This is a genomic window from Acidobacteriota bacterium, from assembly GCA_009691245.1.
Classification (GTDB): domain Bacteria; phylum Acidobacteriota; class Terriglobia; order 2-12-FULL-54-10; family 2-12-FULL-54-10; genus SHUM01.
The window spans coordinates 1-15945 of the sequence record SHUM01000071.1 but is presented as its reverse complement, the minus strand read 5'-3'; the positions used below and the strand labels follow the sequence as shown (position 1 = coordinate 15945).

At 59.8% G+C, this 15945-nt stretch carries 15 protein-coding genes; 12 read left to right on the top strand and 3 right to left on the bottom strand.

What is annotated here, in order from left to right; translation table 11 throughout:
• Positions 1 to 407: 407 nt before the first annotated feature.
• From rplU to obgE, 3 genes are read left to right on the top strand one after another with little or no spacing between them, the layout of a single operon-like run.
• Complete coding sequence (gene rplU, locus EXQ56_13525; protein MSO21448.1) at positions 408 to 713, top strand: 50S ribosomal protein L21; 306 nt, start codon at positions 408 to 410, stop codon at positions 711 to 713.
• Positions 714 to 722: 9 nt separating this feature from the next.
• Positions 723 to 980, top strand: coding sequence for a 50S ribosomal protein L27 (locus EXQ56_13520; protein ID MSO21447.1), 258 nt, complete (start codon positions 723 to 725; stop codon positions 978 to 980).
• Positions 981 to 1025: 45 nt separating this feature from the next.
• Positions 1026 to 2039 (top strand): GTPase ObgE, encoded by a 1014-nt coding sequence (gene obgE / locus EXQ56_13515; GenBank protein ID MSO21446.1) that lies wholly within the window; start codon positions 1026 to 1028, stop codon positions 2037 to 2039.
• Between the two features lie 209 nt (positions 2040 to 2248).
• Here obgE and EXQ56_13510 read toward each other — a convergent pair whose 3' ends face one another.
• The gene (locus EXQ56_13510; protein ID MSO21445.1) at positions 2249 to 2851 is read right to left on the bottom strand and encodes a translation initiation factor IF-3; all 603 of its coding nucleotides are present in this window, start codon (positions 2849 to 2851) and stop codon (positions 2249 to 2251) included.
• Positions 2852 to 3084: 233 nt separating this feature from the next.
• Between EXQ56_13510 and EXQ56_13505 the strand changes: the two genes are divergently transcribed.
• The 7 genes from EXQ56_13505 to EXQ56_13475 all read left to right on the top strand — a co-directional run bounded on the left by EXQ56_13505 (position 3085) and on the right by EXQ56_13475 (position 11761).
• Positions 3085 to 4389, top strand: coding sequence for a hypothetical protein (locus EXQ56_13505; protein ID MSO21444.1), 1305 nt, complete (start codon positions 3085 to 3087; stop codon positions 4387 to 4389).
• A gap of 35 nt (positions 4390 to 4424) precedes the next feature.
• A complete protein-coding gene (locus EXQ56_13500; protein ID MSO21443.1) occupies positions 4425 to 5333 on the top strand; it encodes a hypothetical protein in 909 nt (302 codons plus the stop codon).
• A 38-nt stretch (positions 5334 to 5371) separates the two neighbouring features.
• Positions 5372 to 6814 carry an Asp-tRNA(Asn)/Glu-tRNA(Gln) amidotransferase subunit GatB gene (gene gatB, locus EXQ56_13495; protein ID MSO21442.1) on the top strand — a complete coding sequence of 481 codons (1443 nt, stop codon included), beginning with the start codon at positions 5372 to 5374 and terminating at the stop codon, positions 6812 to 6814.
• Between the two features lie 69 nt (positions 6815 to 6883).
• Positions 6884 to 7144, top strand: a complete 261-nt coding sequence (locus EXQ56_13490; protein MSO21441.1) for an antitoxin — start codon at positions 6884 to 6886, stop codon at positions 7142 to 7144.
• Complete coding sequence (locus EXQ56_13485; GenBank protein MSO21440.1) at positions 7141 to 7587, top strand: PIN domain-containing protein; 447 nt, start codon at positions 7141 to 7143, stop codon at positions 7585 to 7587. Before EXQ56_13490 ends, EXQ56_13485 begins: the two co-directional genes overlap by 4 nt.
• 66 nt (positions 7588 to 7653) lie before the next feature.
• On the top strand, positions 7654 to 9696 hold the full coding sequence (locus EXQ56_13480; GenBank protein MSO21439.1) for a hypothetical protein: 2043 nt from the start codon (positions 7654 to 7656) through the stop codon (positions 9694 to 9696).
• Between the two features lie 10 nt (positions 9697 to 9706).
• A complete protein-coding gene (locus EXQ56_13475; protein ID MSO21438.1) occupies positions 9707 to 11761 on the top strand; it encodes a hypothetical protein in 2055 nt (684 codons plus the stop codon).
• On the opposite strand, the gene EXQ56_13470 is transcribed toward EXQ56_13475, so the two are convergent.
• Both EXQ56_13470 and EXQ56_13465 read right to left on the bottom strand, forming a co-directional pair.
• Positions 11762 to 12340 (bottom strand): TIR domain-containing protein, encoded by a 579-nt coding sequence (locus tag EXQ56_13470; protein MSO21437.1) that lies wholly within the window; start codon positions 12338 to 12340, stop codon positions 11762 to 11764.
• Positions 12337 to 12522 carry a hypothetical protein gene (locus tag EXQ56_13465; GenBank protein MSO21436.1) on the bottom strand — a complete coding sequence of 62 codons (186 nt, stop codon included), beginning with the start codon at positions 12520 to 12522 and terminating at the stop codon, positions 12337 to 12339. The genes EXQ56_13470 and EXQ56_13465 overlap by 4 nt, the downstream gene beginning before the upstream one ends.
• A gap of 608 nt (positions 12523 to 13130) precedes the next feature.
• On the opposite strand from EXQ56_13465, the gene EXQ56_13460 reads away from it, so the two are divergent.
• Both EXQ56_13460 and EXQ56_13455 read left to right on the top strand, forming a co-directional pair.
• Complete coding sequence (locus EXQ56_13460) at positions 13131 to 13922, top strand: ComEC family competence protein (protein ID MSO21435.1); 792 nt, start codon at positions 13131 to 13133, stop codon at positions 13920 to 13922.
• A complete protein-coding gene (locus EXQ56_13455) occupies positions 13664 to 15715 on the top strand; it encodes a ComEC family DNA internalization-related competence protein (GenBank protein ID MSO21434.1) in 2052 nt (683 codons plus the stop codon). The genes EXQ56_13460 and EXQ56_13455 overlap by 259 nt, the downstream gene beginning before the upstream one ends.
• The last annotated feature ends 230 nt before the right edge of the window (positions 15716 to 15945 follow it).

The window sequence follows — 15945 nt, the reverse complement described above, 5'->3', positions numbered from 1 at the left end:
TCACGAAATCCTACAGGTGCTCAGCCTCACTCTGTTCGAGGAAGTGCCCATTTTACACGCCTTCGGACGAGTACATTCCCAAGAAAAATCAGACGCAATTTTCAAGCAGTTGAATCTGCTCGACTTATAGCCGGACGCTACTGGTGAAATCAGCTTTCGGCCCTTGTGACATCCTAACATCAACAGATAATGGGAATTTAAACTGATAGTGGGAATTCAATACGATGCGCGGTAACTTGATCCGCTGTTGCGGCGCATCCGGAACGTTCTTGCTGGTTAGAGCGTCGTAATGTCCCTTTGTAGTACACTAAAAGTTCCGATCCTCCGCTAGATCACTCCTATAGCAATATGAGCGTGTGAGGACGATGCAAAGAACCTTCGGGTACTTTCTGAGAGAGAGAATCTGTATGTACGCAGTGATTGAAACAGGCGGGAAGCAATACCGGGTAACGCCCGGCGAGGCGGTGCAGGTGGAGACGCTTGCGGGTGAAATCGGAGCGCAGGTGGAGTTCAATCGCGTTCTGGCCGTTATCGACGGTGATAGCGTGAAAGCCGGCGCGGCTGCTGAAGGCGCCGTGGTCCGCGGCACCATCACCGAGCATGACCGCGACAAGAAGACCCTGGTGTTCAAGTTTAAGCGCAAGAAGCAATACAAGCGCACCATCGGCCATCGCCAGAACTTCACCCGCGTGCAGATCCACGAGATCGCCTAGGAGTCAGTCATGGCACATAAAAAAGGATTAGGCAGTTCCAAAAACGGGCGCGACTCGAATGCGCAACGGCTGGGCGTGAAGGTGTTCGGCGGGCAATTTGTTCCCGGAGGCTCCATCATCGTCCGCCAGCGCGGCACCAAGATCAAGCCCGGCATCAACGTGGGCCTCGGCAAGGACGACACGCTGTTTGCCAAGGTCACGGGCACGGTGAATTTTCGCGACCGCGGCCGCATGGGAAAGTTCGTCAACGTCGAAGCTGCCGAATAACGCGCGCTCTTTCTCGCGCCCGAATCCTGACGCGCGAGGCTGCCAGTGTTCATAGACGAAGTTAATATCCTGGTCAAAGCCGGCGACGGCGGCAACGGTTGCATGGCTTTTCGCCGGGAGAAGTTTGTCCCGCGCGGAGGCCCTAGCGGCGGTGACGGCGGACACGGCGGCGACGTGGTGATGGTGGCCAGCCAGCATCATAATACTCTTCTGAACTTCCGCTACAACCCCGAGCACAAGGGTGAACGTGGCCGTCACGGCGAAGGCAGTTCGAAGACCGGTCGCGATGGCGAATCCAAGGAAATCTCCACGCCGGTGGGAACCGTGGTCTACGATTTGGAGACCGGCGCGCTGCTGCACGACTTCACCACTCCCGGCGACCGTTTTATCGTCGCCCAAGGCGGGCGCGGCGGGCGGGGCAATGCGCGCTTTGCGACGTCCACGCATCAGGCTCCCACCGAACACGAAGACGGCAAGCCGGGCGAACTGAAGCGCCTGCACCTGGAACTCAAGCTGCTCGCCGATGTGGGCCTCGTAGGCTTTCCCAACGCCGGCAAGTCCACTCTGATTTCGCGGATCTCAGCCGCCAAGCCGAAAATTGCCGACTATCCGTTTACCACGCTGGAACCGAACCTGGGTGTGGTCAGCGCCGATGATGACCACTCCTTTGTGGTCGCCGATATTCCGGGGCTCATCGAAGGCGCGCACGAAGGCCACGGCCTGGGCATCCAATTCCTGCGCCACGTCGAGCGCACGCGGCTACTGGCGCATCTGGTGGATATCTCCGACACCGGGCGCGACCCCGCGCACGACTTCGCGGTGATTCTGAGTGAGCTGGCCAGTTTCTCGGCGGAATTGGCCAAGAAACCGATGATTGTGGTGGCAACCAAGCTCGATGCGGCGCAGGATCCGGCCCGCGTCAAAACCGTTCAGAAGCTGGCCAGGAAGCACGGCCTGCCGTTCTTCAAGATCTCCAGCGCGACGGGGGAAGGCCTGACGGCTCTCAAGCGTGCCATGGCCGAACACGTGTTCGCGCCCGAAGCTCCGTCCGGGAACTAGCCTGCATTTCTCACAACGTCCCAAGGTAGATCAGAAAGAGCCATACCGGGGCCCAGCGTGGAGCGGGCTTGAGCCTGCAACGGAGGCTTCAGCCTCCGCAGCGGTATAACCACACTTCGAACCGGAGACTCAAGTCCCCGTCGCAGGCTCAAGCCCGCTCCACGTTGGGATCTGCTCCTCCGTAAGCAATCTCGTGTGCGAAATGCAGGCTAGTTTGACTCCGGCTGGGCCGGGGGAGCCTTCGGCTTCTCCGCTTTTTCCTTTACCGGGAGCGCCGCTTTGTTCGGGCTAATAATCACGTGAGCGTTGCGGCCTTCCAGACGAGGCTGACCTTCCACGCTTCCGTACTGCAACAAATCTTCGGCGAACCGTAACAGCAGCTTCCGCCCCAGGTCCGTGTGCGCGATTTCACGCCCGCGGAACTGGACGATCGCCTTCACACGATTGCCTTCCTGGAGAAACCGGATGGCGTGGTTTCTTTTGAAGTCGTAATCGTGATCATCGGTGTTGGGGCGGAACTTCAACTCCTTCACCTGAATGATGTGCTGCTTTCTCTTGGCCTCGTGCTGCTTCTTCTTGTTTTCATATTGCCATTGGCCGTAATCCATGGCCTTGGCAACCGGCGGTTCAGCGGTGGGAGCGATGAGGATCAAATCGAGCCCCATTTCCTGAGCCTTCCGCACGGCGGCCGGAGTGGGCATCACTTCGACGGATCCGTCCGGAAACACCGCTCGTACTTCGCGCGCGCGAATCGCTTCGTTGACGTTTTCTCGTATTCTCGGCCGGCGGGGAGGGAATCTGCTGGGAATCATCGAGCGCCGATACCACCGGGGAGCGAGAGCGTCTTCATATGACCAAATAGTAACAGATTTGCCAGCGGTGAAAAGGGTGGGAATCCAGTCCGAACTGGGTTTTATGCCCCATTTGCGAGGGGTCTTGACCCAGTCCCCATAATTCTGGATAATACTGTCCAGTTATAGTTCAGCAGGTTAGAAAGATTAGCCGGAACGGGCTTTAAATTGCTCGCACATCTTTTGGGAAGCTTATGACAACACGAACCAGGCCGTTGGCGCACGTGATCTTGATCTTGTCTGGATGTCTCCGCCTTCTAGGCCAGACTGACGACAACACCACTTACCCCTATCTTCCGTTCGACCACGCAACGATCAACTACGACGCCGCGCCCGGCACGGACCCTGTGGGACTGCTGGAAAAGCGGCTGCAGTCCGGGCACGCCAAACTCGAGTTCGATCCCAAGTTCGGTTACCTGCCGAGCGTCCTAAAGAATCTGGGCGTCAATATTGATTCGCAGGTGCTGGTGTTTTCCAAAACCAGCTTTCAGTCGCCTCGCATCTCGCCGGCCACGCCGCGGGCGTTGTACTTCAATGACTCCGTCTCGGTCGGCACGGTCCAGCGCGGAGACGTGTTGGAGTTCGTTTCTCTCGACCGCAATCAAGCGATCCAATTTTATTCGCTGGATGTCCGCAAGAACGACAAACCCAGTTTTCTGCGCCGGACCACGGAGTGCCTGAATTGCCATCTCAGCACCGGCACCTTGAATATTCCCGGGCTCCTGATCGCATCTTCCTACACTTCGGCCGATGGAACGCCCGCTTTCCGCGGCGCGCAGGACATCACCGATCACCGCACGCCGATCGAAAACCGCTGGGGCGGCTGGTACGTGACCGGCAACGCCGGCCAGACGCTCACGCGCGGCAACGCCATTTCCATTGACCCGCGGCATCCCACGGTGCTTGACCAGCGGGATAGCAACCTCGCCAGCCTGGAAAAGAAGTTTGACACGTCGCTCTATTTGGCGCCCACCAGCGACATGGTTGCGCTGATGACCTACGAACATCAGACCCGCATGACGGACCTGCTGATCCGGTTGGGATGGGAGACGCGTCTGGCTGCCGCCGACAACAAGATGGCTCAGTTCCAGGACCGCTTCAAGTTTCTGGTGGAGGAAGTCGCGGCCTACATGTTGTTTGCCGACGAAGCCCGCATCAAGTATCCGATCACGGGTATTTCGACCTTTACCAAGACCTTTCCCGAGCGCGGGCCGCGCGACAAAAAGGGCCGCTCGGTTCGCGATTTCGATCTGAAGACCCGGATGTTCCGCTATCCGATGAGCTATTTCATCTACAGCGAAGCCTTCGACAACCTGCCGGCCGCGGCCAAGGACGCGCTCTATCGCCGCCTCTATGGCATCCTGTCGGGCAAAGCTACCGGCGCACGCTACGCGAAGCTTTCCGCCGCCGACCGCACGGCGATTCTCGAGATCCTGCGTGACACCAAGCCCACGCTGCCGGCGTATTACTTGGCCAGCGCGGGCGGCGGCGGAAAGTAGTAGACGGAGAAGCCTTCCGCGGGCCGTTTGCTAAGATGGTCCGCAGAATGATCAACCGTATATTGAAGTGCGCCGCGCTGGGCCTATTCATTGCGGCCACACTCGCCGCCGCCGAAAGCCATTACCAAACCGTCGAAAACTGGGCCCAGTTCCCGCAGGGGATGACCAAGTGGGGAGCCGCCACGGGCGTCGAAGTCGACTCCCACGACAACGTCTACGTCTTCCAGCGCAACCCGGCTATGCCGGTCGTGGTGTTTGACCGCAACGGGAAATTCCTGCGTTCCTGGGGCGGCGATATCAAATTCGGGCAGACGCACTTCCTGCGCGTCGATCGTTTCGGCGACATTTGGCTCACCGACCGCGGCGACATGCAGGCTTTCAAGTTCACTCCCGAGGGAAAGCTCCTGCTGACCATCGGCAAGAAGGGCGTGAAGGGCGACAACACTTCGCAGGACACCTTCAATGGCATGGCCGACGTGACCGTGGCCAAGAACGGCGATTTCTTTATCGCCGACGGCGAAGGCCCCAACACGCGCGTTGTGAAATTCGACAAGGATGGCAAATTCATCAAGTGGTGGGGCGGAAAAGGAAAAGAGCCGGGCCAGTTCGATCAGCCGCACAGCATTGCCATTGACTCCAAGGGTCTCATCTATGTCGGTGACCGCTCCAACGACCGCATCCAGATTTTCGACCAGAACGGCAAGTTCATCAAGCAGTGGACCAACTTCGGCACACCCTGGGGCGTGTTCATCAAGGGCAACAAGTTTTATGCCGTGGACGGCACCAAAAACAATTGCTTGTACATCGCCAACCTGAAAGACGGCAAGATCATCGAGAAAATCGAAGGGCTGAACAATGCCACCGCGGTCACCGTGGATTCCAAAGGCGCCATCTACCTCGGCGAAGTGACCGGCACCAACGTCCGCAAATTGGTGAAGAGGTAACCGGCATGCCTTACGCGGAAACGCTGGCGACGCCGGAGATGATCGCCAAGTACGAGCCGGTGATCGGCCTGGAAGTTCACGTCCAGCTCGCCACGCACACCAAGATTTTTTGCGGCTGCCCCACGAGCTTTGGCGCCGCGCCCAACAGCAACGTGTGCCCCGTGTGCCTCGGACTCCCCGGGGCGCTTCCGGTTCTCAACCGTCAGTCGGTCAAACTGGCCATCGAGGCCTCGCTGGCGCTGAACTGCACGGTCAATCCGAAGTCTATTTTCGCGCGCAAAAACTATTTCTATCCGGACCTGCCCAAGGGTTACCAGATCTCGCAATACGATCAGCCTCTGGCCGAGCACGGTTTCGTCGAAATCAACGTGGCCGGCGAGACCAAGCGCATCGGTGTAACGCGCGTTCACATGGAAGACGACGCCGGCAAGAGCATCCATGACGGCTTCAAGGATTCCGACCGCTACACCTACGTCGACCTCAACCGCAGCGGCACGCCGCTCATCGAAATCGTCAGCGAGCCCGAAATCCGCACCTCCGATGAAGCGCACGCGTATTTGACCGAAATCAAGCAGGTGATGCAGTACCTGAACGTCTCCACCTGCGACATGGAGAAAGGCCACCTGCGTTGCGACGCCAACGTCAGCGTGCGCCTGAAGGGCGCGCCTCAGTTCGGCACCAAGGCCGAGGTCAAGAACCTGAACTCTTTCAAGTTTCTGAAGATGGCGCTCGACTACGAAATCGCCCGCCAAGTTGCTTTGATCGAGAGCGGCGGGCGCGTGGTCCAGGAGACCCGCCTCTACAACGCCGATCTCGACGAAACCATCAGCATGCGCAGCAAGGAACACGCGCATGACTACCGCTATTTCCCGGAGCCCGACCTGGTCCCTCTGCGCATCAGTGACGAGTGGCGCGAACGCGTGCGCGCGAGAATGCCGGAGCTGCCGGCTTCGCGGCGACGGCGTTTCATTCAGGACCACGGCCTCCGCGAGTACGACGCCGGCGTGCTCACCGCCACGCGCCCGATGAGCGAGTACTTCGAGAAAGTGGTGACCGCGAGTGGCGATGCCCGCGCCGCCGCCAACTGGGTGATGGGCGATCTCTCGGCTCTCCTGAAGCAGGAGGGCAGGGAAATCGAGGACTCGCCGGTTTCCGCCGAGCAACTGGGCAAACTGATCGCGCTCATCGGCTCGGGCAAAATCAACGGCAAACTCGCCAAGGACATTTTCCCCAAGATGGCCGGGACCGGAGACGATCCCGAAGCCATCATGAAGCGCGAGGGCCTGGAATCCATCAGCGACGAGGGCGCGCTCGGCAAGATCATCGACGAGGTAATCGCCGCCAACCCCAAGCAGGTCGAGCAATACAAGAGCGGCAAGCAGCAGGTCGTCGGCTTCCTGGTGGGTCAAGCGATGAAAGCCAGCCGTGGCCAAGCTGATCCGGCGACGGTGAACCGGATGCTGAAGGAGAAGTTGCCGTAAGGATTCATGCCTTAACCTGGTAGCGATGCTGTTGACATCAAGACATCACTGTGCCATCATATCATCACGATGCGAACCACGCTGAATATCGACGAAGACGTCCTGAAAGTTGCTAAATCCATGGCGCTTACGCATCAAGTATCAGTAGGAGAGGCGCTTTCCGATTTGGCAAGAAAAGGTATCAACACCCCCGTCACCACGTGTAGGGACCCGGAAACCGGCTGGCTGATGTTCGACGTCCCTCTGGCCAAGAAAATTGATCCTGTGGATGTCCAGCGTGCACTGGATGAGGACGACCTGGCCTACGCCAAGTACTTCCGGAAACTGTGAGCATCGCGCTTCTCGATGTGAACATGCTGATCGCACTGTCGTGGACGGAACACATTCACAACCCGGCGGCCCGCAAGTGGTTCGCGAGCAATCGGCAGAACGGCTGGGCCACGTGCCCGTTAACGCAGGCAGCGTTCGTGCGCCTATCTGTTCAACCGCCGATCGTGGGTTCGCGCGTGAGTGTGGCGCAGGCCGTCGAAGCGCTTAACGACCACTGCCGCGATCCGTTCCACCACTTCTTTCCTCAACTAACCGGATTGACCGAAATGTTGCCGGAGATACAGGAAAGAGTCTCGGGACACCAACAGATCGCCGACGCGATCCTTCTCGACCTGGCGATTCGCAACCGAGCTCGCCTCGTGACCTTTGACAGACGGATGCGGGGCCTGATGCCCACGGACTCGCCACATCGGAACGCGCTCGAAATAATTCAAACCGATTGAATTGCCTGCGGCTTAACTCCCCTTCATTCGCCTCCACCCGCGTTTACGTTATCCTAAGCTCTTTGCATGATGGTATATGCGGCGACGATTTTCCTGAGCGCATTCCTGCTCTTTCAGGTCCAGCCTCTCATCGCGAAGTTCATTCTGCCGTGGTTCGGCGGTTCGGCGGCGGTGTGGAGCGCGGCGCTGCTATTTTTCCAGCTCCTGCTGCTGGCGGGGTACTTTTACGCTTACCTCGTCATCCGGTTTTTGAAACCCAAGCAGCAATTCTGGACGCACACTGCGTTACTGGCGGTGAGCCTTCTGACCCTGCCGATCATTCCCAATCCCGTGTGGAAAGCCACGGGCGCCGCCGATCCCACGCCGCGAATCCTGATCCTGCTGGCCGCGACCATCGGTCTGCCCTACATGCTGCTTTCGGCGACCAGTCCTCTATTGCAAGCCTGGTTCGTGCGCGCCCGTCACGGTGCGGTGCCGTACCGTTTGTTTGCGCTTTCCAATTTCGGATCGATGCTGGCGCTCATCAGCTATCCAACACTAATCGAACCCAGGATGCCGCTGCACTTGCAGGGCGTCACGTGGTCGTGGGGTTTCGCGGCGTTCGCCGCTGCCTGCGCGCTGGCTGCATGGAGATCGCGCGGAGGGGATGCGCCGATACACGCGGAAGCGGGTGACGAAAGCGACGCCCCTGGCCTCGCCGACCAACTGCTGTGGATCGGCCTGGCGGCGTGTGCTTCGGTCCTCTTGCTGGCCGTGACCAGCCACCTCACGCAGAACGTTGCGCCGATTCCGCTGTTGTGGGTCGCGCCCTTGAGCCTGTATCTGCTCAGCTTCATCCTGTGTTTTGAAAGCGACCGGCTGTATCCGCGCTGGCTGTTCCTGCCGCTGTTCCCCATGGCGCTGGGCGCACTGACCTGGGGAATCAGGCTGTATGAAAACAATGAGGACATCAAGAGACTGGTTCTCGCGCTGTGCGGCTCGTTATTTGTGTGCTGTATGGTATGCCACGGCGAGCTAGCGCGCCGCCGTCCGCATCCGCGCCATCTCACGCAGTTCTACCTGATGATCTCGATCGGCGGAGCCATCGGCGGCCTGTTTGTGGCCCTGCTTTCACCGCGTCTGTTTCACGACTATTCGGAGTTCCCCATCGCCCTGGTGGGATGTGCGGCGCTGGTGACCTGTGTGTTATGGAATCGCACTCCGGGCGTTCCCCAGCCCATCTGGATGCGCGCCGGGCTCGTGCTCGCGACGCTGGGATTCGCCACTTATCTCGGTTATACCGATTGGAAAAAAGACCGCCACTACGTGCGCTCCGTGCGCAATTTCTACGGCGTGATGCACGTGCGTGACGACGCGGCCGACAAGGGAACTCCCGCCCAGCGCGTTCTGGTTCATGGAACCATCGACCACGGCACGCAGCTCAAAGAAGATGACAAGGGTCATATTCCGACTTCTTATTTCGGACCAACGTCAGGTATCAATCGCGTGATCCGCGCGCTGCACGACACCAGGGGCCCGGTACGCATCGGCGTGATCGGACTCGGTGCGGGCGTCACGGCCACTTTGGCGCGCCCGGGGGACACCCTGCATTACTACGAGATCAATTCCCAGGTGCTGGATGTCGCGTCCCACCAGTTCGGTTTCCTCAAGGGCTGCCGCACGAAACCAGAAGTTTACATGGGCGACGCGCGGCTGGTGCTGGAAGCCATGCCCAACGAGAATTTGGACCTGCTGACTCTCGATGCCTTCTCGAGCGATGCCGTTCCCATGCATTTGCTGACGCGTGAAGCCTACCAGGTGTATCTGCGCCACTTGAAGCCCGGCGGAGTGCTGGCGATGCATATTTCCAACCGCTATCTGGATCTGAAACCCGTGGTCGCGCAGAACATGGCCGCCCTCGGCTGGCACGGCCGTGTCATTGAAGACGACGGCATTTTGCAGCCCTACTACACGGGTACGACGTGGGTGGTCCTGGCTCCGAATCAAGACTTTTTTGAGACACGGCATTTTGGTGAAGACGACGGCAGCATTGTCAGCCCCCTGCTCCCCAAAGCCGGATTCCCCGCCTGGACCGACGACTTCAGCAATATCATCACTATCATTAAATAAACCGCCTTACATGACCCTTTACGCTGTCACCATTTTCCTAAGCGCGTTCCTTCTCTTTCAGGTGCAGCCGCTCATTGCCAAAATCATCCTGCCCTGGTTCGGGGGCTCGGCAGCGGTGTGGAGCGCCAGCATGCTGTTTTTCCAGCTCCTGCTTTTGGGCGGCTATGCCTATGCGCATCTCTCGATCCGCTTCTTGAAATCCCGCGCGCAAATGCAGCTCCATCTGGCGCTCCTCGCCGTGAGTTGCTTGCTGCTGCCGATTCTGCCGTCGCCTTCCTGGCGGCCCACGGAGGCGGGCGACCCGACGCTGCGGATTCTGCTGCTGCTGGCCGCGACCATCGGCCTGCCGTATTTCTTGCTCTCCTCGACCAGCCCTCTGCTGCAGGCCTGGTTTGTGCGCCGCACCGGTTCCAGCGTTCCTTACCGTTTGTTTGCGCTCTCCAATTTCGGCTCCATGCTGGCGCTGGTCAGCTATCCGTTTCTGGTGGAACCGCGGCTTGGTACGCGCCCCCAGGCGTACACCTGGACCGGCGTGTACGTTGTATTCGCCGCGGTCTGCGCATTCACAGCATGGGTGAGCCGGGAGTCTGTCGAAACCAGTTTCGCCACTGAAGTAAACACCAATGGTGAGGCCACCGAGAGGCCCACGGCATGGCAACTGATCTTCTGGGTCGTTCTCGCTGCCTGCGCGTCCGTGCTGCTGGTTTCCATCACCAACCACATGAGCGAGAACGTAGCTCCCATTCCTTTGCTGTGGATTCTGCCGCTCACTCTTTATCTACTGACCTTCATCTTCGCTTTTGAAAGCGACCGTATCTACCAACGCTGGCTGTTCATCCCGCTGCTGGTGCCGGCACTCGGCGGCATGGCCTACATGCTCTATGCCAATGAAGGGAACTACAACATCAAGAATGCGATACCCGGATTCGCGGCCGCCATGTTCGTCTCCTGCATGTTCTGCCATGGAGAGCTGGCCCGCCGGCGTCCCGCGCCGCAATATCTGACGCTGTTCTACTTGATGGTTTCACTCGGCGGAGCGCTGGGCGGAATTTTTGTTGCTCTCATCGCACCACGCGCCTTCAGCGCGTATTGGGAGTTGCCTCTCGCGCTAGTCGTCTGCGGTCTTTTAGCGATGATCGCGGTCTGGAAAGTGACAATGCCCAAGCTTGTCGCATGGCCGATTCGCGCGGCGATTCTAGTGGCCACCGGCGTTCTAGCCGGATACCTGATCAAACAGGAGCGCGCGGCCACCAAGAACCTGGTGTTGCAGACCCGCAACTTCTACGGACCGCTCGAAGTGCGCGACGATCTTGCCACGCAGGATTACGCCGAACGCACTCTGCTGCACGGTACCATCAACCACGGCTCGCAGTTGACCGATGCCGTGCTGCGCTATGTGACCACTTCTTATTACGGCAAGCGTTCCGGCGTGGGACGCGCGCTTACGGCATTGCAGGCCAAGGGACCGATCCGCGCGGGCTTCGTCGGCCTCGGTTCCGGCGTGCTGACGAATTACGGGCGCACAGGCGACTACATCCGAGTTTACGAAATCAACCCTCTCATCGAGCGGATCGCGCAGACGCTGTTTACGTTCTATCCGCATTCGCCGGCCGATAAAGCGATCCTCATGGGTGATGCGCGGCTGACGCTGGAAAACCAATTGAAGGAAGGTCCGCAGAACTACGACCTTCTGGCCGTCGATGCGTTTTCCAGTGACGCCATCCCCGTGCATTTGCTCACGCGCGAAGCGATTCAACTGTATTTCCGCCACCTGAAACCGGAGGGCGTGCTGGCGCTGCACATTTCCAACCGGTATTTGGACCTGAAGCCGGTATGTGAAGGTGGCGCCCAAGCCGTGGGCCGCTCGGCGTGGGCCGTGGAAGACGAAGGAGATCAGGCCAGTTACTTTTCCTCCTCGACTTGGGTTTTGATCACGTCCGATAAGAGTTTTTATGAGACGGAAGCTTTCAAGGACGCCTACTCCTACGAACTCGCGCCCAAGAAAGGGTTCCGTTCCTGGACCGACGATTACAGCAATCTGTTTCAGATTCTCAACGTGAAGTAATCAAGCCAATGTGATCGGCGGCCGTTTTTTCGCCGCCTGATGAACCGCCCGCACCACCCGTTGAACGCCCTTTTTCCAATCCGGGTAGAGGTCTACATACTGGACGTGATCGGAAATCCGCCGCGGGACCGTGCAGTCTTCCAGGCGTACGGGGATGACAAACGGCGCCTCTTCACTCAGCGGCCGTTTGCGGGCACAGTCCAGTGCGTAACGCAACTCTGACTGAAACTGCCCGGGCTTGCTCACCGAGCGTGAGGTAAAGCACGCCACGAACGCGTCCGAAACTTCGATGGCCCGCTCGATGGCCCGCTCGATGGCCCGCGGCCAGTTCTGTCCCGGCAGTAATTTATCTTTATCGAGCCAGGGCGAGCACGCTTCCGCCCGCAGGGAATCGCACAGGCGTCGCGCTAGCAGCCGGTCTTCTACCGCGTAGGCGATGAACACGTTCGGCTGCGTCTGCGGCAGAAATTCCAAGCCCTGGCGGGAAGTCCGGAAGACGCCGAGTCCCTCAATCTCCACCCGCTGGCCCGCCTCCAGGCACTGGCGCACGATGTCGGCCACCGCCTCCCGCGTCGTCATCGCCGGTCGCCTCCGCGCGTTTGGCGCGAGACCAATCTCCCGGCTCCGGGAAAGTCCACGGGAGTTCCCGCGCGCAGCGATGCCAGGACTTTTCGCACCAGTTCGTCAACTTGGTCCCGCGCTTCCGCCCGGCTAAGACGATTCGCCTGGGAAAGCCTACGGGCCAACTCTTCTCGTTTCATAAGGCCTTCTGAGGAACACGCGCAAAACGGACTCGCTCCGGCGCCACCAGCCCGCGGGTTCCTGCTTCACTTGGCGCCGCGCCTTCGCGGCCTTTGCGCTTCTGAGGAACACGCGCAAAACGGAGTGCGGCGCGAGCATGTTCCCGACTCCCTTGGTGGTGCGCGCCGCACCCTTTGCGCTTCTGAGTCTCCACCGGCCCATCCCACATCCTGTAGAAGCCCAAGCGTATCGCTTTGAAACAACGGGCATTAGAGCGTAGACTATTGTGGTGACCACGATGAACACATTTTAATGCCCGGTATGCTCGGATAAGGCCGGTTTCATGTGATATTGAGAATATAGAAATGCTGTGACGGCCCCGAGTCGTCAACTTAACTCAAGGAGAATCACAATAATGAAGAAGCTCATGAGCCTCATGCTCGGCTTGACGCTGATCACCGGCGCTGTCACCGTTGCCTTCGCCCAGGATGAGAAGAAGGAAGACGGCAAGAAGAAGAAGAAGAAAAAGGAAGACAAGAAGGATTAGTTCCGCTTCTCTTCGAACCTGCTTCGAGATTCTGCCGCGCCTGGGTGCTCCGTTTGGGGCGCTCTGGCGCGGTAGTTGTTTTTGGTTAAGAACTTTTTCGCGGTCTTCCCATTACATGGGCAGCCCATGCGTGAGCCGCTGGTCCTGCCCGCTACTGCCCTCTTTGTTGGGATCTGGCTGGGCCGGGCCTTTGATTTTTCCCTTTCCGAAGCCGTGTGGCCGGTCGCGGCGTTTCTCTGCCTGGCCTTGCTGGCGCACGGAAATCTAAGGCGGGGCTGTGTGCTATTGGCTCTGCTCATGGCCGGGGCATTTACGGAGGCATGGCATCGGCCTGGCCCTCCGCCATACATTGAGGCGGGTTCCCGCGAAACCGTACTTCTCGAGGGTTGCGTGGTGGAGCCAGCCGCGCTTACTACTGGCCGGATGCAGTTCACCTTGGAGCTCGCCGCCGGCGCGCGCGCCCGCGTGAGCCAGTTCTCTGACGACGACAGGGACATCCCGCGCCTCGCGTATGGGCAGCGCGTGGCATTCGATGCACGCCTCCGCCCTCCGCGTAATTTCAACAATCCCGGCGCGTTCGACTTCACCGCCTATCTGGCGCGGCAGCATATCTATTGGACCGCCACGGTGGCGCGCGGCGCGGAGATCCGCACCCTGCCTGGAGTCTGCGGATCGCGGCCGCTGGCGGTGGTCTATGGCATTCGCGGCGCGGCCTTGCGGCGAATTGCGGCGCTCTACGCGGGCGACGAGTACACCAGCGCCATGATGGAAGCGATTCTGATCGGGGAAGCTTCCGGGATCGAGAAGATTTGGACGGAAATTTCCGCCGCACGGGCACGTTCCACGCGCTTGTCATTTCGGGAGCGCATGTAGCGGTGCTGGCCGGGATTTTACTTTTTCTGCTGCGCGGTTGCGGGATCGGAGAAATTCCCGCGCTGGCCGCCGCGGCGCTGGCGGCATGGCTGTACGCGCTGATCTCCGGGTTTTCCGCTCCCGTGGCGCGCGCGGCCGCCGGTGTGACGCTGTATTTGGCGGCGCGCGTGTTCTTTCGTCGCGCGCGGGTTCTCAATCTACTGGCGGCCGTCGCCATGGTTTATGTCCTCTGCGATCCGGGCGCGCTTTTTGATGCCAGCTTCCAACTCTCGTTTCTTTGCGTCGCCGCGTTGGGTTCCCTTTCCACTCCGCTGATCGAGCGGACCTCCGCGCCCTTCGTCAGGGGCGTACGCGGCATCACGAGTGCCGGCGCTGATCCGCATCTGGAACCTCGCGTCGCGCAATTCAGGGTGGAACTACGGCTGCTCGCGGAAACCCTGGCATTGGCCACCCGAATTTCCGCGGCGTGGTGGGCCAGAATCCTGAGCTGGATTTGCCGCGCCGGTTTCTTCGCTTACGAATCGGCCGTGGTATCGCTGGCGATTCAAATCGGACTGGCACTCCCGATGGCCATTTATTTTCACCGCTTTTCTTACACCGGCGTCACCTCCAATCTCATCATCGTGCCGGTGCTGGAAGCGGCGGTGCCGGTGGGATTTCTGGCGGTTCTGACCGGGTGGGCCGCTCCCGCCCGATTAGCGGGATGGCTTCTGCACATCGCGGCCGGGACAGCGGACTGGCACGTCCAGTGGGAGTCTTCCTGGCGTTTGGCCAATCCGCCCCTGTGGCTGGCGGCCGGGCTTACCGTGTCCCTCATTGGATTCGCGGTCGCACTGCGATGCCGCAAGTGGCAGTGGCCGGCCGTCGTTGCCGTCATCACGTGGTTCGCCGTACTGCTCTGGCAACCCTGGGCGGCCCAGCTTGCGCCGCACGCCCTGGAACTAACCGCTATCGACGTCGGGCAGGGTGACAGCTTGCTGGTTGTTTTTCCGGAAAGCGCGACGATGGTGATTGACGGCGGCGGAGTCTTGCAGTTCGGGCCGGCCACGCCGAGGCAGAGCACACGGCGCCGCCCACGGCTGGATACCGGCGAGGATGTCGTCGCACCTTATTTATGGACGCGCGGTATCCGCCGGCTGGATGTGGTGGTGGCCACCCATGCTCATGAAGATCATGTTGGCGGCCTATTCGCGCTACTGGAGAATTTTCATCCCCGGGAGTTGTGGGTAGGCGCGAATCCTCCGCGGGCTTTGCTGCAGCGGGCCGCCGAGCTGAGGATTCCGGTGATCCCGAAGAGCGCCTCGCCGGCCGTCGGCTTTTCGGGGGCACGGATGGAAGTTCTGTCTCCGCCGGAGGGATACTCGGCGGCGCGGGCGGGGAACAATGATTCGCTGGCGCTGCGCATCTCCTATGGAGATCATTCCTTTCTGCTGACCGGAGATTTGGAAGCCCCCATGGAACGGCGGTTGGTCCAGGACGGCCGGCTGGTTCACAGCGACGTACTGAAAGTAGGCCATCACGGTTCCAGGACTTCTACTTCCCAGGAATTCCTGGACGTAGTCTCCCCAACCGTAGCGGTGATATCCGCCGGTGTTGACAATTCTTTCGGCCACCCGCATCGCGACATCCTCGCGCGCCTGGCCCAACAGCACACGGCTATTCTCAGAACGGATCGCAACGGTCTCGTAACGGTGCGATCGGATGGCCATAAGCTCTGGCTGGACAGTGCCTTGTGGCACCCGGACCGGCTGACCGATATGTTCAATTGGGCGCTTTCCCTGGGTTTGGATTGACCGGTCTGGACTGATCGGTCTGGACCGACGATGGGGGAATAGATTCGGGACGGCTCGTCCCATTACTATCGCTATCCTGCTACACTGCTGTCCGGCTATCGCATTTTGACCCTTGGGTAAGTCCTGTTTGCTCAGTGGGATGAATGGTATTTTGACTTTTTTCGATTTCAACTTCCGCTGACGGTTTTGGGGCGTTTTCGCCGGTGGAGGGACGATGCTGGAGCATGCGG